This window comes from Actinospineispora eucalypti, from assembly GCF_039543365.1.
Taxonomy (GTDB): domain Bacteria; phylum Actinomycetota; class Actinomycetes; order Mycobacteriales; family Pseudonocardiaceae; genus Pseudonocardia; species Pseudonocardia eucalypti.
Genome location: NZ_BAABJP010000004.1, coordinates 202,551 through 221,686, shown reverse-complemented (window position 1 = coordinate 221,686; position 19,136 = coordinate 202,551). Strand labels below are relative to the sequence as shown.

The window sequence follows — 19,136 nt, the reverse complement described above, 5'->3', positions numbered from 1 at the left end:
CGTGTCCGAAACCGATGAGGAGTTCCGGGAGGACCTGCGGGCGTTCCTCGCCGAGCACCACCCCGGCCGGCGGCCGAAGGGCCGGGGCGAACGGCTGGCGTGGCAGAAGGCCTGGCTGGCCACCCTGTTCGACGCCGGCTACGCGGGGCCGAGCTGGCCGCGCGAGTACGGCGGGATGGACCTGAGCTTCGCCCGGCAGGTGATCTACCAGGAGGAGTACGCGAAGGCCAGGGTGCCCAGGCCACTGGGCACCGGGCCGGGCATCGCCGCGCCCACGATCATCAGGTACGGCGCGGCGGCGCAGAAGGAGCGCTTCCTGCGCCCGATGCTCCGGGGCGACGAGGTGTGGGCGCAGGGCTACTCCGAGCCCGGGGCCGGTTCGGACCTGTCCGCGCTGCGCACCACGGCCCGCCGCGACGGTGATGTGTACGTCGTCGACGGGCAGAAGGTCTGGACCAGCGCGGCCGACATCGCCGACATCCTGTTCACCCTGGTCCGCACCGGCCCGCCCGAGTCCAGGGCCAAGGGCATCAGCTACCTGCTCGTGGATGCGCACGCCCCCGGGGTCACCGTGCGGCCGTTGCGCGACCTGACCGGGGAGGCGCGGTTCTGCGAGGTCTTCCTCGACGGGGTGCGGGTGCCGGTGGCCAACCGCGTCGGCGAGGAGAACGGCGGCTGGCCGCTGGTGCGCACCAGCCTCGGCCACGAGCGCGCGGCCGGGGCGATGAACCAGGCCGCCCTGTACCGGCGGGTGCTCGACGAGCTGATCGAGCTGGCCCGGCGGCGCGGAGCCACCGCCGACGCACTGGTGCGTGACCGCCTGGCCGACCTCGAGATGCGGGTGCGCATCATGCGCTACACCGGGACACGGACCATCGCCGACATCATGGCCAACGGTGAACCCGGACCGGCCTCGTCGACATCGCGGCTGTTCATAGCCACCTTCGAGCAGGACCTGCACGAGTTCGCGGTCGAGCTGCTCGGCGCCCACGGGATGCTCGGCCGGCACGACCCGCACGCCGTGGAGCGGGGCCGCTGGGTGTGGGGGTTCCTGCGCACCCGGGCATCGACCATCGGGGCCGGCACCGCCGAGATCCAGCGCAACACCATCGCCGAGAAGCTGCTCGGCCTGCCCCGGGAGGAAGCGCGATGACGACCGCCGAGGACTTCGGTGTGCTGACCGACGAGGCGATCGAGCGGTCCCGCCGGCGGCTGGGCGTGCCGAAGCCGCAGCGCAACCCGCCGCACAACTACGAGGTGACCTGGGACGGCGTCCGCCACTTCGCCTACGGCTACGGCGACGACAACCCGCTCTACTGCGATCCCGGGTACGCCACCGGAACCCGCTGGGGATCGCTGGTCGCGCCGCCGACGTTCCTCTACACGATGGGCGAGGACGCCGCGCCGGAACCGGACCCGGAGACCAAGGCGCTGCTCAAGGGCGACCCGTTCGCCGGGCTCGGCTCGTACCAGGCGGTGATGGAGTTCGAGTGGTGGCGGCCGCTGCGGCTGGGCGACCGCTGCCGGGTGCTGCAGACCCAGGTGGGGGTGCAGCCCAAGACCAGCGGTTTCGGCGGGCGCACCGTGCACGTGACCAACGACTACCTCTACACCAACGGCGATGGCGAGCTGCACGCCGTCCGCCGGGGCACCTGGATCAACGTGGAGCGGCACACCTCGAAGAAGCGGGCCAAGGAGAAACTGGAGCAGCCGCCCTACACCGCCGAGCAGCTGGCCGAGATCGACGCGGCCTACGCGGCCGAGACCAGGCGGGGCGCCGAGCCCCGGTACTGGGAGGACGTCGAGATCGGTGACGCGCTGCCGGCCCGGGTGAAGGGGCCGCTGACCACGACGGACGTGATCGTCTGGCACCTGGGCTGGGGCATGCAGCTCACCCCGCCCGGCGCGTTCAAGATCGCGGCGGGCATCCGGCGCAAGGCGCCGGGGCTCTACCCGCCCAACGCGCTGAACATCCCGGACACCGTGCAACGCCTGCACTGGGAGCCCGAGCGGGCGGCTGAGCTGGGCCTGCCGAACTCCTACGACTACGGCGGCATGCGCGAGACCTGGCTCTGCCACCTGCTCACCGACTGGATCGGTGACGAGGGGTGGCTGTGGCAGCTGCGCTGCGAGCACCGCGGGTTCAACTACATCGGCGACGCCACCTGGGTGCGCGGCGAGGTCGTGGACAAACGGCGGGTGGGGGGCCGCAACGAGGTCCACCTGGAGCTGCGCTGCGAAAATCAACGGGGCGAAGTCATCACCCCCGGCACCGCCGTGGTGCTACTGCCGACCAAGGACCACCCCGTGGACCTCCCCGCGCCACCCGCGAGTGACCTCCCCGGCGCCGTCGCCCACGAGCTGGCCCGGTTCAGCATCGACTGAGGCGCCGCCCGCACAACTCTCAGTGCCACCAGGGAATGAGGGCGTCCAGGTGGCGGCGCATGCGGTGGCGGGCCAGGGCGGGGTCGCCGGCCAGGATCGCGTCCAGGATGCGCTGGTGGATGTGTTGGACCTCGTCGGCGGCCTGGTCGCCGGGTAGCGGCTGGTCCTGGCCGGCCGCGTGGCGGCGGAACAGCTCGGTGATGATGCCGAGGAACAGCGTCAGCACGGGGTTGCCGGCCAGCTCGGCCAGTTCGGTGTGGAACAGGTCGGCCTTGCGCGGTTCGCTGGCCGGCCCCTCCTTCGGCCACCGGACCGCCTTGGCGAGGCGCTCGGCCACGCCGGCGTCGCCCCCGGCGTGCCGCGCGGAAACCCGGGCGACGGTGCCGAGCTCGATGGCGTTGCGCACGATCCGCAGGTCATCGGCGGTGACCGCCTGGTACTCGAGATAGAGCGCCATCGTGTCGATGCTGGCCTGCGGCTCCGGCGCGGTGACGATCAGACCGCCGCCGGGGCCTCGGCGCATCCGGGCCACCGAGTGGTACTCCAGGATCCGCACGGCCTCACGCAGCACGGCCCGGCTGATCTGGTAGCGACCGAGCAGGTGGGCCTCCGAGCCCAGCGGTGAACCGACCTCCCAGCCGCGCGCGGCGATGTCGTCGTGGATCCGGGCCGCGACCACCTCGGCGAGCTTGGCGTGGGAGCCCCCGGCGCTCTCCGGTTCGATCACGTTGCCGTCGATCCGCGCGCGGCGCACGCGATGCTTCTCGATCCAGGCCGCCACCGACTCCAGGTGCCCGGCCAGCGTGGTCTGGGCCAACGCCCCGTCGCCGGCGATCACCGCTTCGATGATGGCCCGGTGCGCCTCGTGGGACACGTCCTTCGCGGCCAGCACCTCCGCCTTGGCCAGCCGGCGGGACGTGTGCGCGTACCGCGCGGTGAGGCGGGTGAGCACGTCGATGAACAGGTGCAGCACCGGGTTCCCGGACAGCTGGCCGAGCAGCGGGTGCAGCGGGTCCTGCGACCGGACCCCGCGCTCGTCCCGGTGGGCGCGCTCGTCGTCGAGCACGCCGCGCAGCGTCCGGATGCCCTCCTCGGTGATCCGTTCGGTGGTCAGCCCGACGGCGATCGGCTCGAGCAGCAGGCGGGCGTGCAGCAGGTCCGTCACGCTGGTGCCGACGTACTCCAGGTAGATCACCAGGGAACGGGTCGCCGGGCCGGCGTCGGGCGCGCAGACGACCAGGCCGCCGTTGGGGCCTTTCCGCATCCGGGCCACCTGGTGGTGCTCCACCAGCCGCACGGCCTGGCGCATCACCGCGCGGCTGACCCCGTAGTGCTCGCGGACCTCGTGCTCCGACCCCAGCGACTCACCGACCGGCCAGCCGCGCCGCATCACGTCCGTCTCGATGCGGCGGGCGATCTGGGCGGCGAGCCGGCCGTCAGAGGTACCGGCCATCTCCACGTCGACCGCACTCGCCATCCGGTCAACTCCTCAGCACAAGCATTTGCGAATCCTCAGTCTAGCCAGCCGCGGGCCGGTCGCCGGGCGCGACGTGCGGGTAACCGAGGCTGAATCCGAATTGAGGATCCCGTGATGGGTCACTTCGGTGCGAAGCGCTGGCCCGCGTCCAGGCGCAGGCACTGCCCGTTGAGCATCGGGTTGTCCACGATGGCCAGCACCAGCTTGGCGTACTCCTCCGGGCGACCCATGCGCTTGGGGAAAGCGGCGTCCTTGACCAGCGCGGACTTGGTCTGGTCCGGGAGCCGGCGCACCGCGCCGGTCTCGAACAGGCTGGGAGCGATCGCCAGCACCCGGATGCCGAGCGAACCCAGGTCGCGGGCCATGGTGAGGCACATGCCGGCGATCGCGGCCTTCGCGGCGGTGTAGGCGACCTGGCCGATCTGGCCCTCGAACGCGGCGATGGAGGCCGTGTTGACGATGACCCCGCGTTCGCCGGTGACCTCGGGATCTTCGGGTTCGTTGCCGCTCATGTAGGCCGCCGCGAGCCGGCTGATGTTGAAGGTGCCCACGGCGTTGAGGTCCAGTACCCGGCGGAAGGTCTCCAGATCGTGCGGCCCGTCCTTGGTGAGCGTGCGCCGGGCGACGCCGCCGCCCGCCGTGGTCACGGCGACATGCAGCCCACCGAGACCCTCGACGGCCGCGGCCAGCGCCTGCTCGGTGCCCGCGAAGTCGGTGACGTCGACCGGATGGAAGCGGCCCCGGAACGCGGCGGCGACCTCGGCGCCGGCCGACTCGGGGCGATCGAGCACGGCGACCTCCGCCCCTCGGGCGGCGAGCAGTTCCGCGCTGGCGCGGCCGAGGCCGGACGCGCCGCCGACCACCACGGCCTTCTTGCCCTTGATGTCCACGGGGGCTCCCTTCGTCGTTCAGGCGGGCCGGACGAGATCGCACAGCCGGTCCCGGTGGGTCGCGGCGTCGCCGTACAGCACGGCGTCGGCGTTCGCCCGGCGCAGGTACAGGTGCAGGTCGTGCTCCCAGGTGAAGCCGATCCCGCCGTGCAGTTGCAACGCCTCGCCGGCCACCGTCGCCGCCGCATCGCCGGAAAAGGAGGCGGCGACACAGGCTGCCCTGGCGGCGTCGGGCGTGGCGGCGTCGGCCGCCATCGCCGCGTGGTACGTGGCGGCCCGCGCGCCGTGGACCAGCATCGCCATCCGGGCGCACTTGTGTTTGACGGCCTGGAACGTGCCCAGGGGGCGGCCGAACTGCACCCGCTGCTTCATGTACTCGACGGTCATCTCGAGCATCCGGTCCATCGCCCCGAGGACGTCGGCCGAAAGCAGCACCGATGCGTCGTCGAGCAGGCGTTGCACCTCGGCCGGGCCGCCGCGCAGGCGCCGCTCCAGGGGCACCCGGACCCCGTCGAGCCGCACCTCGTAGAACGCCCGGGTCGGGTCCAGGAACCGCAGCCGGCGGAACGCGACGCCGGCCGTGTCCCGGTCGACCAGGAACGACGCCGGGCCGTCCGGGTCGCGCGCGGTCACCAGCAGCCAACGCGCGCCGCCCGCGTCCTGCACCGCGGTCTTGACTCCGTCGAGCACCACGGAGTCGCCGTCGGTCCGGACCCGGGTGTGCACCCCGTCGAGCGTCCACGGCGAGCGGGGCTCGGCGAACGCCCACGTCGCCCAGGCTCCGCCCTCGGCCAACGCCGGCAGGACCTCGGCTTGCACGCGCGCCGGGCCGTGGAGGGCCAGTGCGCGCCCGACCAGGGCGGTGGGCAGGAACGGTCCGCGCGCGAGCGCCCGGCCGATCTCCTCGGCGAGCAGTGAGAGCTCGACCAGTCCCTGGCCGGCGCCGCCGTGCTCCTCGGGCACGCCCAGGCCCGGCCAGCCGAGGTCGGCGGCCCGCCGCCAGAGGGCGGGTTCGACGTCGTCCCCGTCGAACCCCTTCCGGGCCACGTCGAGCGGGGCATGGTCGGCCAGCAGTCGGCGCGAGGTGGCGCGCAGCATCGCCTGCTCGCCACTGGGCTCGAAGTCCACGAAGCCGCCATTCGGGTCGAGGAGAGTATCCTTTTATCGTGTGTTTGACCACTATCTCACACTGGTGACCAATGTAGAGTGACCTTATCTTCGAGGAATGGGACAGCGATGAGGCTGGAGTCGACGCCGGAGGTTGAGGCGTTCCGCCACCGGGTGCGGGCGTTCGTGGCCGAGCATGCGCCCGGCACCCGGACCCACGCGGGCGTGCGGGCGCCGGAGCCCGAGCTCATGCCGGCGATTCGGGTGTGGACGGCCAAGCTCTACGAGGCGGGCCTGCTCGGGATCGACTGGCCGGCGGAGTACGGCGGGCGGCCCGGAGCGCACCCCCTGGAACCGTTCGTGGTCGCGGAGGAGATCTCCCGCGCCCGCACCTGGCCGCCGGTCGGCGCGGCGTCACTGGTGTCGGCGGCGCTGATCGAGTTCGGCAGCGACGACCAGCGGGCGCGTTTCCTGCCCCGCATCCGCACCTGCGAGGACGTGTGGTGCCAGCTGTTCAGCGAGCCGGGCGCGGGCAGCGACCTGGCCGCACTGCGGACCCGGGCGCGCCTCGAGGGCGACGTGTTCGTCGTCGACGGCCAGAAGGTCTGGACCACCAACGGCCAGTACGCCGACATGGGCTACCTGCTCGCCCGCACCGATCCCGATTCCCCCAAGCACCGGGGAATCACGGCGTTCGCACTGGACATGCGCAGTCCGGGCGTGGATGTCCGGCCGCTGCGCGAGATCACCGGGACCACCGACTTCAACGAGGTATTCCTGGACGGCGTCCGGATCCCGGCCGGCAACGTGATCGGCCGGGTGAACAGCGGCTGGCGGGTGGCCATGAGCAGCCTCGGCCGGGAGCGCTCCGGCGTCGCGGCGCGAGGCGTCGAGCTGTTCGCCATGCTCGACGACCTGGTGCGGCTGGCCCAGGAGATTCCGGTCGGGGGCCGACCGGCACTGGACGATTCCGCGACCCGGCAGGTGATCGGCGAACTGGCCACCCGCGCGCACGTGAACGCCGCGATGCTCGGCCTGGCCCAGTCGCGGATGCTGCACGGCACCGAGCAGCCGGGCGACGGCCCGATCGGCAAGATCTTCTTCAGCGAGGTCAACCACGACCTGACCGCCTTCGGCGTGCGGCTGCAGGGCACCGACGGGCTGCTCACCGAGGGCGACCCGCACGTGCCGGCCGGCGGCTGGTGGCAGGACGCGCACCTGTACTCGCGGGCCTACACCATCGCCGGCGGGGCGAACGAGGTGCTGCTGACGCAGATCGCCGAGCGAGCACTGGGCCTTCCCCGGGAGCCCGCTAGGGGATCGAATCCGTGATGTTGGTGTTGAGTTGACGGCCGCGGTTCGGCGATCGGTGCCGGGACAAAGAGCGCCGACGAGGAATGCGGGCCGGCCCTGTTCGTCCAGCAGGACATGCTGCCCGCCGACGCTGGTCAGGCCGGCACTTCGAAACACGTCCTAACGGGCGAGTTGGGCGGCGACGTCTTTTCGGCGGATCTTGCCGGTGTCGGTGCGGGGGAGTTCGGCCCAGACGGTGATCCGGTCGGGGGTTTTCGAACCGCGCAGGCTCTCGCGGACGGTCTCCCGCAGCAGGTCCGGATCGAGCTCGGCACCGGGTTCCGGCGTCACCACGGCCTCGACCCGCTGTCCCCATTCCTCGTCGGGGACGCCGACCACGACGGCGTCGGCGATGCCGGGCTGCCGCAGCAGGACGTCCTCGATCTCGGCGGGAGCGATGTTCTCCGCCCCCCTGATGATGGTGTCGTCCTCCCGGCCCTCGACGAACAAGAATCCTTCGTCGTCGACGTGCCCGAGGTCGCGGGTGTCGAACCAGCTGTCGCCGGAGGCCGGCTCCTGCCCGGCGTAGCTCCCGGACACCTGTGCGCCGCGGACCCAGATCCGGCCGGACGTGCCGGCCGGGAGCGCGGCGCCGTCCGGCCCTCGGATCTCCACCTCCACACCCGGGATGGGCCGCCCGGCCGAGTGCAGCCTGGCCCGAGCGGCCGGGGAGGTCGCGGCGAAGGCGGACCGGTGCTCGTCTGGTCCGAGGACGGAGACCGTGGAGCTGGTCTCGGTCAGCCCGTAGGCGTTGACGAACCCGACCTGCGGCCACTCGCGCAGCGCCCGCTCGATCACCCGGGGCGGCATCGCGGCGCCGCCGTAGGCCAGCGTGCGCAGGCTCGGCACCGACCGGTTCGCCCCCGGAGCGGCCATCAGCCGGGCCAGGACGGTCGGTACCACCATCGCGTTGGTCACGCGCTCGCTCCGCACCAGGTTCAGCCAGCACTCGGGGGAGAAGGTCTCCAGCGGCACCAGCCGGCGCCCGGCGTACAGGTTGGTGAGCACGTTGGACACCGCCGCGATGTGGTACGGCGGCACGCAGAGCAGGGACGCCTCCTCGGCCCCGGCACCGGCGAACTCCACCGTGCCGATGACGTAGGAGACCAGGTTGTCGTGCCGCAGCAGCACACCCTTGGGTGCCGAGGTCGTACCGCTGGTGTAGATGATCACCGCCGTCGACTCGGGTTCGGGTTCGCGCACCGGCCGCCCCGGCACATCGGTTGCGGTGGTCTTGGTGAACCACGCTTCCGGCGTCATCAGCCGGGTCACGGCCGGTCCGACCACCGGGGCGTGCCGTTCGTCGGCGATCCCCAGGGCGCCGGGATGGCCGGCCAGCAGCGCGCCCAGCTGTTCCTCGCCCAACCGGTAGTTGACCGGCACGAAGGGCACACCGGCCACGGCGGCGGCGAGCAGGGCGACCGGGAACGCCGGCCCGTTCGCCCCGACGTACAACAGCGCCGAGGCCCCGGACTGCATCAACACGGCGGCGCCGTGCCGCGCCGCCTTGCGGAGCCCCTCGGCCGAGAGGCCGTCGCGGGTGCCGCCGAGCACGGTGCGGTCGCCGAAACCGTCGACGGCCATGTCCAGCAGGGTCGTGAGGTTCATCCGGTCAGTCCGAGGCGGGCAGCGGCTTGGCGGTCTTGATGGTCAGCGGCACGCCGCCCAGGGCCAGCGAGCCCCGGCCCGGCTTGGTGCACAGCAGCTCCACCGAGGCCTCCGGGTCCACGTAGCGTTTGCCCAGCTCGGTACCCGCCGCCCGTGCCGCGTCCAGTACCCCGCGCGCCGCGCCCTCGTGGCCGGCCTTGTCGACCATCGGAACTCCACCACAGGTCAGCGTGGTTGTCCCGGCCGACCAGCGGACGACCACCACGGCGGTGTCATCCACGGTGCTCAGCAGGGTCAACCCGACTCTGGGTTCCATTGCGCGGTTGCCTTTCGTCGTCGCGGTCATTGCCAGGCGGGCCGGTCGCCGATCACGCCCTCCTCGGCGAGCGCGGCGATCTCCCGCTCGCCGAGGCCGAGCTCGGCGAGCACGCCCCTGTTGTGCTCGCCGAGCATCGGGGCTGGGGAGCGGTGGAACGGGGGACCCAGATCGGAGAACCGCAGCGGCAGCGTGCTGTAGCGAGCCCGCCCGCCGACCGGGTGGCCGAGGGTCTCGAAGAAGCCGCGCGCCTGGAGCTGGGGAAGCTCCGCCTGGCGGTGCGGCTGCATCACCTTCGCCACCGGAACGCCGGCCGGCCAGAGCAGCCCGACGACCTCGTCGCCGGTGCGCTGCCCGCACCACTGGCCCAGGTACCCATCGATGCGGTCGTGCTGGGCCCGGCGTGCCTCGGCGGCGGCGAGCTCGTCGGCCCAGTCGGGCCGGCCGATCACCGCGCAGAGCGCCGACCACTGCGGGTCCGTCGCCACCGCGATGGCCACCCAGGAGTCGGTGCCGCCGTACTCGTCCGGCTCGGCGGTCCGGTAGAGGTTCTGCGGCGCGGCGACCGGGCCCCGGTTGCCCGCGCGGTTCAGCAGGGCGCCGTAGGCGGAGTGCTCGATCACCTGCTCGGCCGCAATGTTGATCGCGGCCTCCACCATCGGCGCCTCGACGAGCATGCCTTCCCCGGTCCGGCGCCGGTGTTCCAGCGCGAGCAGCAGGCCGTTGAGGGCGTGCAGGCCGGCGTTCGGGTCGCCGAGTGAGTAGGGCTCGACCGGGTTGGCGTCCGGATTCCCGGTCAGCCAGGTCAGGCCGGACGCGTCCTCGATCACGTAGGCGAAGGCGGCGTGGTCCCGCCACGGCCCGTCCAGCCCGAAACCGGGCATCCGCACCATGATCACGTCGGGGCGGATGGCCCGGACGGACTGGTAGTCCAGTCCCACCTGGTCGAGCACCCGGGGTGTGTAGTTCTCCACGAGTACGTCGCAGCTGGCGACCAGCTTGCGCACCAGCGCCGACCCGCGCTCGGTCCGGAAGTTGACGGTGACGCTCTTCTTGTTGGTGTTGAGCGCGGCGAAGATGGGGGAGCGCTCCCACCACCGGTCCTCGGTCACCGGGACGCCGGCGATGAGCCGGGTGCCGTCGGGGCGGCCGGTGGACTCCAGGTGGATGACCTCGGCGCCGAGCATCGCCAGCACGTGCGTGGCGGACGGGCCGGCCCAGAAGGCGGTCATGTCCAGGACCCGCACTCCGGCGAGGGGCAGGCCGTTCGGCGTCCTGTCGCTCTCGCGGGGCCGCGAGGGTCGGTGGCTGCCGGTGTGTTCACCGAGGCGGGGCGCGGGTTCCGGTTCGCGCAGCACCCCCGGGGCCATCCGGTAGGGGAAACGCGGCTGGAGGAAGCCGTCCCGGGGGTTCGGGCGGAAGCTGTCCCGAGCGGTGAACTGCTCCAGGCCCGGGATGGTCGAGCCGTTGCCGACCGGCGCGTTGGGGATGCGGAACGCCGTGGCCAGCTCGCGGATCTCGGCCACGGTGTGCCGGGCCATCCACTCGTAGAGGTCGGGGGCGACCTTCGTGGCGAGCTCGGTGATCGCGATCGGCTTGTCCGGGTCGACCCACTCCGGGTGGCCGACCATGGCGCAGAGGTCCAGCCACTGCTGCGCGGTCGCGCAGCCGATCGCCACCAGCCCGTCCTTCGCCGTCGCCACGCCCGGCACGAACAGCGCCCGGCCCGAACGGAACGGCCGGCCGAGCAGCTCGAAGAAGGTGACCGGGTAGTAGGTGAGGCCGAGGATGTGCGCCTCGAGCATGGAGACGTCGATCAGCCGTCCGGTGCCGAGGGAGACCGTCGTGCCGGCGGCGGCGTACGCCCCGGACAGCCAGTCGCCGACCTGCCCGCCGATGTGCACCGGAGCCCGGCCCGGGTCCCCTCGGCCGAGGCCGATGATGCCGCCGGACCAGGCCTGCAGGGTGAACTCGGTCGCCGGCCGGTCCCGCCACGGCCCCTCCAGCCCGAACGGGGTGATGGCGGTGACGGTCAGCCGGGGGTGCCGCCGGTGAATCTCCGCCGGCCGCAGGCTCGGGTGGGCCGCCAGGCGGGATTCGGGTGACCACACGGCGGCGTCCGCGCCGGCCAGCAGCGCGTGCACGTGCTCCAGCGCGGCGGCGTCATCGGGGTCGGCGGCGACGCCGCGCTTGGTGCAGGCCAGGTAGCTGAACAGGGCTCCGTCGGAGTCCGGCGGGATCGCGGCGCCGGACGCGGACCACTTCCGGAGCGGGTCGCCCTCGGGCGGCTCGACCTTGACCACGTCGGCCCCGCCGTCGGCGAGGATCTTCGTGCAGTACGCGCCGGCGATGCCCGAGGACAGGTCGACGACCGTGAAACCGCTGAGCGGGTGGGTCATTCCGGCTCCTTCCGGCCCGAGCGGCTCAGCCGGAACTCGGGCGGGAACCGGGCGTCGTTGTCCTTGACGGTGCCGCTCAGCCCGCGCCGGAAGACCTCCTCGCCCAGCGCCAGGTCGTCGTTGTCCGGGCGGACGTAGTTGCCGAGGCTCTCGAACAGGCCGGACAGGACGCTGCCCAGGTACTCGCCCTGGTGCTGCTTCATCAGCGTGAAGAACAGTTTCTGCTGGTAGACCGTGTCGGTCGGGCGGGTGCGGGAACAGGCCAGCGCGTACTTCCGAACCTCGGCCTCGAGCTGGTCGCGCGGGACGACCTTGTTCAGGAAGTTGCAGTCGTACATCTCGGCGGCGGTGAACGGGCGGCCGGTGAACACCATCTCCTGGAACTTCCGGATGCCCATGGTCTGCGCCCAGGTCCACATCCGGGGGCCCCAGCCGGCATAGCGGAACGCCGCGTGGCCGAACAGCGCGTCGTCCGAGGAGATCACCAGGTCGGCGTCGGTGGCCTGATAGAAGTGCCAGCCGTAGCAGTAGCCCTTGACCTCGAGGATGCTGATCTTCTTGAAGTCCTGCAGGGTCCGGCAGCCGGAGCGGGGATCGGCGAACCACTGGGCGATCTGCGCCCCGCCCCGGAAGGAGTCCGGCGGGGGCAGCCGCACGTCGTCGTCCCCGGAGAGGTGGTACTCCCGGAGCCGGGACTCCTCGTCCGGCGATGTGTAGGCCTCCATGAACTCCGGGAGGTCGACACCGCTGCCCAGGTCGTTGCCGGCGCCCCGGATGACCAGCACCTTCACCTGGTCGTCGATATTGGCTCGGTGCAGCAGCTCGGCGTAGCGCAGGCGCGCGCCGATGGTGGGCGCGTTGAGCTGGTCCGGCCGGTCGAGCGTGATGGTGGCGATCCGGGTCTCCGGGTCCTTCTCGTAGCGGATGATCTCCTCGGGGGGAGGGCGCGTGGACCCGGTCATTCGCCGCTCCCGGTGGACATCGGTTCCGGTCCGTCGTCGGTGATCGCCACGGTGTCCCGCCGGAAGACCGCACCGACGCCTTGCTCCCAGACGTAGGCGGTGAGGGCGAGGACGCTGTTGGTGTCCAGCCGCTCGGCCGCGGCGGTGGCCGGCAGGCCTTCGGTGACGACCGGCGGGTCGAAGCCGAGGCCCAGCCCCCGGGCCACCGGCATCGGCGGCAGCGGCTCCCCGGCCGCCCGGTAGGCCTCCAGCAGGCCGTCGGCGGGCGCTCCGGGCCGGCACGCGGACAGCAGCCGGTCCCAGAGCGCGTCGCACCGGGCGAACAACGCCTTGCCCGACCGCCCGCCCACCGAGTGGGTGCGGCCGACCTCGCCGATGTACCCCCCGGCCACCACCCCGGCGGTGAACGCCACCAGGTCGCCGGCGGCGACGCCCCGGCCGCCTCCCACCCGCCGCCACGGGTGCTCCCGGCTGGTGATCCAGGCGGCGTCCTGTACCGCCGGCGTAGTGACCCCTCCGGCCGCCGCGGCCTCCAGCAGCACGCCGGCCAGCTCCTGCTCGGTCACGCCGGGCCGCAGTTCGGCGACCGCCTTGGCCAGGCTGTTCTCCGCCACCCCGACGGACTCGCGGATCGCGGCCAGCTCGGCGGCGGTCTTGATCCGGCGAGCGGCGCGCATGGCCTGTTCGCCGTCGACCAGCTCGGCCGAGGGGAAGGCCATGGGGAGCAGCTGGGCGAACGTGGGGGACAGGGCATCGGTACCCACCCGCCTGGCTCCCGGGGCACCCTCGATGCCCCGCAGCACCGTGACGGTGTTCATCGGGTTCCAGGTCAGGCCGAACAGGTTCTCCCTCGGGATGTCCTCCGGGATGCCCTCGTCCCAGGTGCTCAGCATGTGGATGGCGCCGGTGGCGCGGACCAGGATGCAGGCCGGGCCGAAGGGCTGGGTGCCGGCCAGCCAGAGCGTGGTCGCGCCGGTCACGTACCGTACGTTCGCGGTGCGGCCGAGCACCAGGACGTCGATGTCGCGGGCTTCCATCTCGGCCAGCGCACGCTCCCGCCGCCCGGAGCGGAGAGCGTGGTCGTGCGGCAGGACCTCAGTTGCCATAGGGGGCGTAGGGGTAGTCGGTCAGCCGGTCGTAGCCGTCGTCCGTGATCACGATGATCTCCTCACCTCGGTAGCCGCCGGTGCCGTCCTCCCAGGCGATCGGTTCGAGGACGAGCACGCTGCCGGCCCGCAGCACCAGGTTCTCGTCGAACTCCTGGCCCAGGTCGGTGCCGACGAACGGCATCTCCGCCGCGTCCACCCCCAACCCGTGGCCCAGGTAGAAGTGCTGGACCCAGGGCCGGGTCCCGTCGCCGTTGGCGTCGACCGCCGCGCGGGTGAGGTCGGCCGCCGTGGCGCCCGCCCGGGTGACCCCGAGCACCGCCCCGACGATGTCCCGCCACCGCTGGAACTGCGCCTCCTGCCGGGGCGAGGGGTCCTGCCCGACGCACCAGGTCCGGCCGAAGTCGGAGCAGTAGCCGGCGTAGTTGATGCTGACGTCGGTCCAGAGCACGTCGCCCCGGACCAGCTTGCGTTCGGTGGCCAGCAGCGGCAGCGCGAGGTCGCCGTGCGTGGTCCACACCCCCTCGGCCCGGCTGACCGGCATGATCTGCCAGATCGGCTCCAGCAGGTTGGCCGTGGCGCCCAGCTCGAACGCGCGCCGCAGGAACCGCGCGGAGAGGTCGATCTGCCGGACCCCGGGCGCGACCGCCGCGTCGATGTCCACCATTGCCCGCTCGGTGATGCGCAACGCCGTGCGCATGCAGGCCAGCTCGTCGGGCGTCTTGACCACCTTCGCGGCGGCCAGCACGAATGCCGCGTCCACCAGCGGCGCGTCCCCGAACAGGCGCTTCTGGCCCCGCCGCATCGCCCCGGTCAGCTCGTCCACGCCGACCACCGCGCCGGCCGGGACCAGCTCGGCCAACCGGGCGGCGAAGTCGTCCACGCCCTCGTCGAACTCGAGGTAGACCGGGCCGTGCACGTGGTCGGCGGGCAGGCCCGAGTCGGGGGAGACGCCCTCCCGGAAGGGCATGAACAGGTGCGGCCACTCCTCGCCGGCCAGCACGACGGCGACCGGGCGGTCCACGTGGGCCAGGCCCGAGTCGCCGAGCGGCCAGCTGGCCCCGGTGGCGTAGCTGACGTTGCTGTTGCCCAGCAGGACCAGCACGTCCGTGCCGTGGTCGGCCATCGCGGAGCGCAGCCGCGCGCCCACCTCGCGGCGCATCCGGTGCAGGTCGGGCGCATCGGGGATGGCGAGAGCGGTCACGTCAGGCCCAGGAACTTCCGCACGTTGGTGCTGACGATCTTGGTGGCGGCCTCCGGGCCGACGGCCTCCACCACCGCCCTGATCGACTTCTCCGAGTAGCCGAAGGTGCTCTCGTTGTGCGGGTAGTCGGACGACCACATCACCCGGTCCACGCCGATCCGGTCGATCAGCTGCAGGCCCAGGGGGTCCACCATGAACGACGCGTACATGTGGTTGTCCCAGTAGTAGCGGACGTCGTGCTCCACCGGCCGGTTCAGCATGTGCTTGAACGAGGCGTGCATGTGCTCCGCGTCCTGCAGGGCCGACAGCACCCAGTTGATCCCGCCCTCGAACCAGCCGACGGTCAGGCCCGGGTGGCGGTCCAGGATGCCCCCGAGCACGTAGCGGCCGAACATCTCGCGGAACGGCGCCACGTTGTGCACCATCCCGACCGCGATCCCGTTCACCTCGCACGGCGCCGACAGCGGTGCCTCGCCGATGTGGTGGGAGACCGGGATGCCGGACTCCGCGATGGCCTCCCACACCGGGTTCATGTAGTCGGCGGCGTAGTCGAGCTGGCCACCGTCGTTGTTCATGCCGCCGTTCAGCGGCATCAGGAAGGTGCGCAGGCCCAGGCTCCGCAGCTCGTCGAGCGTGCGGCGGGCGCCGGCGCCGTCCCACCAGTTGATCAGCCCGACCCCGTAGAACCGGCCGGGGGAGCGTTCCTGCAGCGCGGCGATGTACTCGTTGTAGATGCGGAAGCACCGCTCCTTGAGGTCCTTGTCCGGGAAGTACAGCAGGGCCAGCAGGGCGTTCGGGAACGCCAGCTCCCTGGTGACGCCGTCCTCGGCCAGCTGCTCCCGCCGGGCGTCCGGGTTGCCCGACCCGGATCCCAGCAGCGGGTCGTACTGCATCAGCACGTTGGTGAACTCGCCGGGCAGGAACGACATGCCGTTGATGCCCAGCTCGAAGGCCCCGTCCTCGTACCACACGCGAGGGGCCTTCTCCCTGAACTCCTCCGGCAGCCGCTCGTAGAAGATGTCGTCGGCCAGGGAGATGTGGTTGTCCGCCGAGAAGACCTCGGTCCCGGCCGGCAGGCCGGAGTCGCTGCCGAGCGCATGGCCGCGGCGGTCCTTGGGCGCGCCCAGCCCATCCGGTGGGTAGAAGGACAGCGGCGGGTTGGCCTGGACGGTCATCGTTGATCCTCCCGTGTTCAGCGGCGGGTGGGCCAAAGTGAACACCTTGCGCACGCTTTGAGTCAACCGGTTGATTGAAACTGAATGGACGGGCTACGCTCGTTCAATCAGTCGGTTGACTCATGGGTTGGCGAGTGTTTACTGTCGGCCCCGCGGAGGCCGTGTGCGTAGGGAAGAGGACGCGATGGAGATCAGCATCGACCAGGACAAGTGCATCGCCGCTGGTCAATGCGCGGCGGCGGCACCCGAGGTCTTCGACCAGCGGGACGAGGACGGCGTCGTGATGCTGCTGACCTCGGTCGCGCCCGACGGGGCCGAGGACGCCGTCGAGCACGCGGTCGCGCTCTGCCCGGCGCAGGCCATCCGCTGCCAGGGCTGACGCGCGACCGCACCGAAGGGAGCAGGCAACACATGTCGGAAACGCTGGCGCCGGGCGCCGAGGCCCCGCCCTACTTCCCGATGGAACGGGCGGAGGGGTGTCCCTTCGACCCGCCGGGCGAACTTCGGGCGACCGTCGCCGAGCGGCCCCTGTCGCGGGTGCGGATCTGGGACGGCAGCTCGCCGTGGATCGTGACCGGGCACGCCGAACAGCGCGCGCTGCTCTCCGACGCGAGGGTCTCCGTGGACGACCGGCTGCCCGGCTTCCCGCACTGGAACGAAGGCATCGCCACCATGGCGCCGCACCGGCCCGACTCCGTGTTCAACCGGGATGCCCCGGTGCACACCCGTTACCGCCGGATGATGACGGCCCCCTTCACCTTCAAGCGGGTGCAGGCGATGCGGCCGGTGGCCCAGCGGATCACCGACGAGCTGCTCGACGCGATGACGGCGGGCCCGCCGCCGGCGGACCTCGTCGCGGCCCTGGCGTTGCCGCTGCCGACCCTGATCATCAGCGAGATCCTCGGCGTGCCCTACGAGGACCACGAGTTCGTCCAGCACCACGCCACGGTCGCGGTGGACCGGTACGCCACGGCCGAGCAGGCCATGCAGTCCTTCGCGGCGCAGGTGCAGTACCTGGTCGGCCTGGTCGAGCAGCGGGCCGGGGAGCCGAAGGACGACGTGATCTCGGACCTGGCCAAGCGGGTGACCGAGGGCGAGATCACCGCCCTCGAGGCGGCGCAGATGGGGCTGGGCCTGCTGGTGGCGGGGCACGAGACCAGCGCGAACATGATCGGGCTCGGCACGCTCGCACTGTTGGAGAACCCCGAGCAGCTGGCCGTGGTGCGCGACTCGGACGATCCGGCGGTGATCGCCGACGCGGTCGAGGAGCTGCTGCGTTACCTGGGGATCATCCACAACGGGCAGCGCCGCGTCGCCAAGGACGACATCGAGATCGCCGGCGAGGTCATCCGGGCGGGCGAAGGCATCATCATCGAGCTGTCCACGGCCAACCGGGACCCGCGTACCTACACCGACCCCGACGTGCTCGACCTGGGCCGCTCCAGCCGTGATCACAACGCGTTCGGCTTCGGCATCCACCAGTGCGTCGGTCAGCAGCTGGCCCGGGTCGAGCTGCAGGTCGTCTTCGGCACGATCTTCAAACGCATTCCCACGCTCCAGCTGGCCACCACCGTCGACAAGATCGAGTTCAAACACGACCGGCTGGCCTACGGCGTCTACGAGCTGCCGGTGAAGTGGTGAGCGAGCTTTCCGGGCGGGTCGCCGTGGTGACCGGCGGGGCGGCCGGCCTGGGGCGCGGCATCGCCGAGCGTTTCGTCCGGGCGGGCGCGCGGGTCGTGGTCGCCGACGTGGACCGCGAAGCGGGTGAGGCGACGGTCGCGGCCCTCGGTCCGAACGCCGTCTTCCGGCCGGCCGACGTCGCCGACCCGGACCAGGTCTGGGGTCTGGTCCAGTTCGCGGCGGACAGCGTGGGCGGCCTGGACATCATGGTCAACAACGCGGGCGTCTCGGGGACCATGCACGCCAACTTCCTCGACGACGACTTCGCGGACTTCGCCCGGGTCATGGCGGTCAACCTGCTGGGCGTCATGGTCGGCACGCAGCAGGCGGCGCGGCACATGGCGGCCCACGGCGGCGGCTCGATCATCAACGTCACGTCCATCGGTGGCGTCACCGCCGGGCGGAGCGTGATCAGCTACCGGGCGTCGAAGGCGGGCGTCATCCACATGAGCAAGTCCGTCGCGATCGACCTGGCCGAGCACGGGGTACGGGTGAACTGCATCGCGCCGGGCAACATCCCGACCGGGCTGCTGGCCGGAGCGGTGGCGGGTGAAGGGGCCGACGGCCGGGTCGCCGCCGTCCGGGCGGTGATGGCCGTGTCCCGGCCGCTGCGTCGCGAGGGGACCGCCGCCGACGTGGCCGAGGCTGCCCTCTATCTGGCGAGTGACCGCTCGGCCTATGTCACCGGGGTCGTCCTGCCGGTCGACGGCGGCAGCACGGCCGGAGCACCGTTCAAGGCCGAGGACCTGGTCAAGCTGGCCGTCGCCGGCGAGGCGGCCCGATGACCCGCCCCGAACGCCGTCGCCAGGCGACCCGGTCGCTGATCCTGGACACCGCCGAGCGGCTCTTCGCCGAGCGTGGCGTGTTCGCCCTGTCGAACCGGCAGATCGCCGAGGCCGCCGGGCAGAAGAACACCGCCGTGGTGGGCTACCACTTCGGCACCAAGGCCGACCTGGTGCGCGCCATCACCCGCCGGTTCACCTCGGACGTCGAGTGCACCCGGGTGGCCATGCTGGCCGGGATGCCGGAGCCGGCCGGCCTCCGGGACTGGCTGGGCTGCCTGATCCGACCGTGGACCGATCACTTCGCGCGGCGGGGCACCACCTACTTCGCCCGGCTGTGCGCGCAGGTCATGAGCGACTCGGCGCTGCGCGCGATCATGACCGAGGAGGCGAGCCGGTCGCCGACGCTGCAAGAGACCCGCGCGGCGCTGGCGCGCTACCTGCCGGCGATGCCCGAGTACGCCGCCACCGAGCGCGGCCAGATCCTGCAACAGGTGATCGTGCACATGTGTGCCGAGCACGAGGCCGAGCTGGCGGCCGGCGCGCCCACTCCTCGGCCCAGCTGGCGGGGGCTGGAAACCGGCCTCGTCGACGCGCTGGCCGGGATCTGGACCGCGCCGTACACCTCGAGGTCCCACCTCGTCGACGTCCGGGACCGAGCATGATGGTTCCCCGATGGGCGTGTCGCGGCC

17 protein-coding genes are annotated in these 19,136 nt (G+C 72.1%); 7 read left to right on the top strand and 10 right to left on the bottom strand.

Annotated features, from left to right (window positions below; all coding sequences use genetic code 11):
• The first annotated feature begins 1 nt into the window (after nucleotide 1).
• On the top strand, nucleotides 2–1,153 hold the full coding sequence (locus tag ABEB12_RS06120) for an acyl-CoA dehydrogenase family protein (RefSeq protein ID WP_185062784.1): 1,152 nt from the start codon (nucleotides 2–4) through the stop codon (nucleotides 1,151–1,153).
• Complete coding sequence (locus tag ABEB12_RS06115; protein WP_185062783.1) at nucleotides 1,150–2,385, top strand: FAS1-like dehydratase domain-containing protein; 1,236 nt, start codon at nucleotides 1,150–1,152, stop codon at nucleotides 2,383–2,385. The genes ABEB12_RS06120 and ABEB12_RS06115 overlap by 4 nt, the downstream gene beginning before the upstream one ends.
• A 19-nt stretch (nucleotides 2,386–2,404) precedes the next feature.
• On the opposite strand, the gene ABEB12_RS06110 is transcribed toward ABEB12_RS06115, so the two are convergent.
• From ABEB12_RS06110 to ABEB12_RS06100, 3 genes are all read right to left on the bottom strand, one after another.
• The gene (locus ABEB12_RS06110; protein ID WP_185062782.1) at nucleotides 2,405–3,862 is read right to left on the bottom strand and encodes an FCD domain-containing protein; all 1,458 of its coding nucleotides are present in this window, start codon (nucleotides 3,860–3,862) and stop codon (nucleotides 2,405–2,407) included.
• 119 nt (nucleotides 3,863–3,981) lie between these two features.
• The gene (locus tag ABEB12_RS06105; protein ID WP_185062781.1) at nucleotides 3,982–4,752 is read right to left on the bottom strand and encodes an SDR family NAD(P)-dependent oxidoreductase; all 771 of its coding nucleotides are present in this window, start codon (nucleotides 4,750–4,752) and stop codon (nucleotides 3,982–3,984) included.
• Nucleotides 4,753–4,770: 18 nt separating this feature from the next.
• Nucleotides 4,771–5,880 carry an acyl-CoA dehydrogenase family protein gene (locus ABEB12_RS06100; protein WP_185062780.1) on the bottom strand — a complete coding sequence of 370 codons (1,110 nt, stop codon included), beginning with the start codon at nucleotides 5,878–5,880 and terminating at the stop codon, nucleotides 4,771–4,773.
• Nucleotides 5,881–5,988: 108 nt separating this feature from the next.
• Here ABEB12_RS06100 and ABEB12_RS06095 point away from each other — a divergent pair, with 108 nt between their 5' ends.
• A complete protein-coding gene (locus tag ABEB12_RS06095) occupies nucleotides 5,989–7,191 on the top strand; it encodes an acyl-CoA dehydrogenase family protein (protein ID WP_185062779.1) in 1,203 nt (400 codons plus the stop codon).
• A 141-nt stretch (nucleotides 7,192–7,332) separates the two neighbouring features.
• On the opposite strand, the gene ABEB12_RS06090 is transcribed toward ABEB12_RS06095, so the two are convergent.
• The 7 genes from ABEB12_RS06090 to ABEB12_RS06060 are packed head-to-tail and all read right to left on the bottom strand — an operon-like array spanning nucleotide 7,333 to nucleotide 15,982.
• Nucleotides 7,333–8,820, bottom strand: a complete 1,488-nt coding sequence (locus ABEB12_RS06090; RefSeq protein ID WP_185062778.1) for an AMP-binding protein — start codon at nucleotides 8,818–8,820, stop codon at nucleotides 7,333–7,335.
• A gap of 4 nt (nucleotides 8,821–8,824) precedes the next feature.
• Nucleotides 8,825–9,136 (bottom strand): hypothetical protein, encoded by a 312-nt coding sequence (locus tag ABEB12_RS06085; RefSeq protein WP_185062777.1) that lies wholly within the window; start codon nucleotides 9,134–9,136, stop codon nucleotides 8,825–8,827.
• 26 nt (nucleotides 9,137–9,162) lie between these two features.
• The gene (locus ABEB12_RS06080) at nucleotides 9,163–11,535 is read right to left on the bottom strand and encodes a CoA transferase (protein ID WP_185062776.1); all 2,373 of its coding nucleotides are present in this window, start codon (nucleotides 11,533–11,535) and stop codon (nucleotides 9,163–9,165) included.
• Complete coding sequence (locus ABEB12_RS06075; RefSeq protein WP_185062775.1) at nucleotides 11,532–12,497, bottom strand: enoyl-CoA hydratase-related protein; 966 nt, start codon at nucleotides 12,495–12,497, stop codon at nucleotides 11,532–11,534. The genes ABEB12_RS06080 and ABEB12_RS06075 overlap by 4 nt, the downstream gene beginning before the upstream one ends.
• Nucleotides 12,494–13,603, bottom strand: a complete 1,110-nt coding sequence (locus tag ABEB12_RS06070) for a M24 family metallopeptidase (protein WP_185062774.1) — start codon at nucleotides 13,601–13,603, stop codon at nucleotides 12,494–12,496. The genes ABEB12_RS06075 and ABEB12_RS06070 overlap by 4 nt, the downstream gene beginning before the upstream one ends.
• Nucleotides 13,593–14,807, bottom strand: a complete 1,215-nt coding sequence (locus tag ABEB12_RS06065) for a M24 family metallopeptidase (protein ID WP_221498226.1) — start codon at nucleotides 14,805–14,807, stop codon at nucleotides 13,593–13,595. The genes ABEB12_RS06070 and ABEB12_RS06065 overlap by 11 nt, the downstream gene beginning before the upstream one ends.
• Entirely contained in the window at nucleotides 14,804–15,982 is a 1,179-nt protein-coding gene (locus ABEB12_RS06060) for an amidohydrolase family protein (RefSeq protein WP_185062773.1), read from the bottom strand. Before ABEB12_RS06060 ends, ABEB12_RS06065 begins: the two co-directional genes overlap by 4 nt.
• 184 nt (nucleotides 15,983–16,166) lie before the next feature.
• On the opposite strand from ABEB12_RS06060, the gene ABEB12_RS06055 reads away from it, so the two are divergent.
• The 4 genes from ABEB12_RS06055 to ABEB12_RS06040 are packed head-to-tail and all read left to right on the top strand — an operon-like array spanning nucleotide 16,167 to nucleotide 19,109.
• Complete coding sequence (locus tag ABEB12_RS06055) at nucleotides 16,167–16,361, top strand: 4Fe-4S domain-containing protein (RefSeq protein ID WP_185063125.1); 195 nt, start codon at nucleotides 16,167–16,169, stop codon at nucleotides 16,359–16,361.
• 32 nt (nucleotides 16,362–16,393) lie between these two features.
• The gene (locus ABEB12_RS06050) at nucleotides 16,394–17,623 is read left to right on the top strand and encodes a cytochrome P450 (RefSeq protein WP_185062772.1); all 1,230 of its coding nucleotides are present in this window, start codon (nucleotides 16,394–16,396) and stop codon (nucleotides 17,621–17,623) included.
• Complete coding sequence (locus tag ABEB12_RS06045) at nucleotides 17,620–18,447, top strand: SDR family NAD(P)-dependent oxidoreductase (RefSeq protein WP_345702600.1); 828 nt, start codon at nucleotides 17,620–17,622, stop codon at nucleotides 18,445–18,447. The genes ABEB12_RS06050 and ABEB12_RS06045 overlap by 4 nt, the downstream gene beginning before the upstream one ends.
• Nucleotides 18,444–19,109 carry a TetR family transcriptional regulator gene (locus tag ABEB12_RS06040; RefSeq protein ID WP_185062770.1) on the top strand — a complete coding sequence of 222 codons (666 nt, stop codon included), beginning with the start codon at nucleotides 18,444–18,446 and terminating at the stop codon, nucleotides 19,107–19,109. Before ABEB12_RS06045 ends, ABEB12_RS06040 begins: the two co-directional genes overlap by 4 nt.
• The last annotated feature ends 27 nt before the right edge of the window (nucleotides 19,110–19,136 follow it).

What these genes read in the sequence shown, in the direction of transcription:
- ABEB12_RS06115 (WP_185062783.1), top strand. Translation starts at nt 1,150, where the DNA reads ATGACGACCGCCGAGGACTTCGGTGTGCTGACCGACGAGGCGATCGAG.
- ABEB12_RS06110 (WP_185062782.1), bottom strand. Translation starts at nt 3,862, where the DNA reads ATGGCGAGTGCGGTCGACGTGGAGATGGCCGGTACCTCTGACGGCCGG.
- ABEB12_RS06095 (WP_185062779.1), top strand. Translation starts at nt 5,989, where the DNA reads ATGAGGCTGGAGTCGACGCCGGAGGTTGAGGCGTTCCGCCACCGGGTG.
- ABEB12_RS06090 (WP_185062778.1), bottom strand. Translation starts at nt 8,820, where the DNA reads ATGAACCTCACGACCCTGCTGGACATGGCCGTCGACGGTTTCGGCGAC.
- ABEB12_RS06085 (WP_185062777.1), bottom strand. Translation starts at nt 9,136, where the DNA reads ATGGAACCCAGAGTCGGGTTGACCCTGCTGAGCACCGTGGATGACACC.
- ABEB12_RS06080 (WP_185062776.1), bottom strand. Translation starts at nt 11,535, where the DNA reads ATGACCCACCCGCTCAGCGGTTTCACGGTCGTCGACCTGTCCTCGGGC.
- ABEB12_RS06075 (WP_185062775.1), bottom strand. Translation starts at nt 12,497, where the DNA reads ATGACCGGGTCCACGCGCCCTCCCCCCGAGGAGATCATCCGCTACGAG.
- ABEB12_RS06070 (WP_185062774.1), bottom strand. Translation starts at nt 13,603, where the DNA reads ATGGCAACTGAGGTCCTGCCGCACGACCACGCTCTCCGCTCCGGGCGG.
- ABEB12_RS06060 (WP_185062773.1), bottom strand. Translation starts at nt 15,982, where the DNA reads ATGACCGTCCAGGCCAACCCGCCGCTGTCCTTCTACCCACCGGATGGG.
- ABEB12_RS06055 (WP_185063125.1), top strand. Translation starts at nt 16,167, where the DNA reads ATGGAGATCAGCATCGACCAGGACAAGTGCATCGCCGCTGGTCAATGC.
- ABEB12_RS06050 (WP_185062772.1), top strand. Translation starts at nt 16,394, where the DNA reads ATGTCGGAAACGCTGGCGCCGGGCGCCGAGGCCCCGCCCTACTTCCCG.
- ABEB12_RS06040 (WP_185062770.1), top strand. Translation starts at nt 18,444, where the DNA reads ATGACCCGCCCCGAACGCCGTCGCCAGGCGACCCGGTCGCTGATCCTG.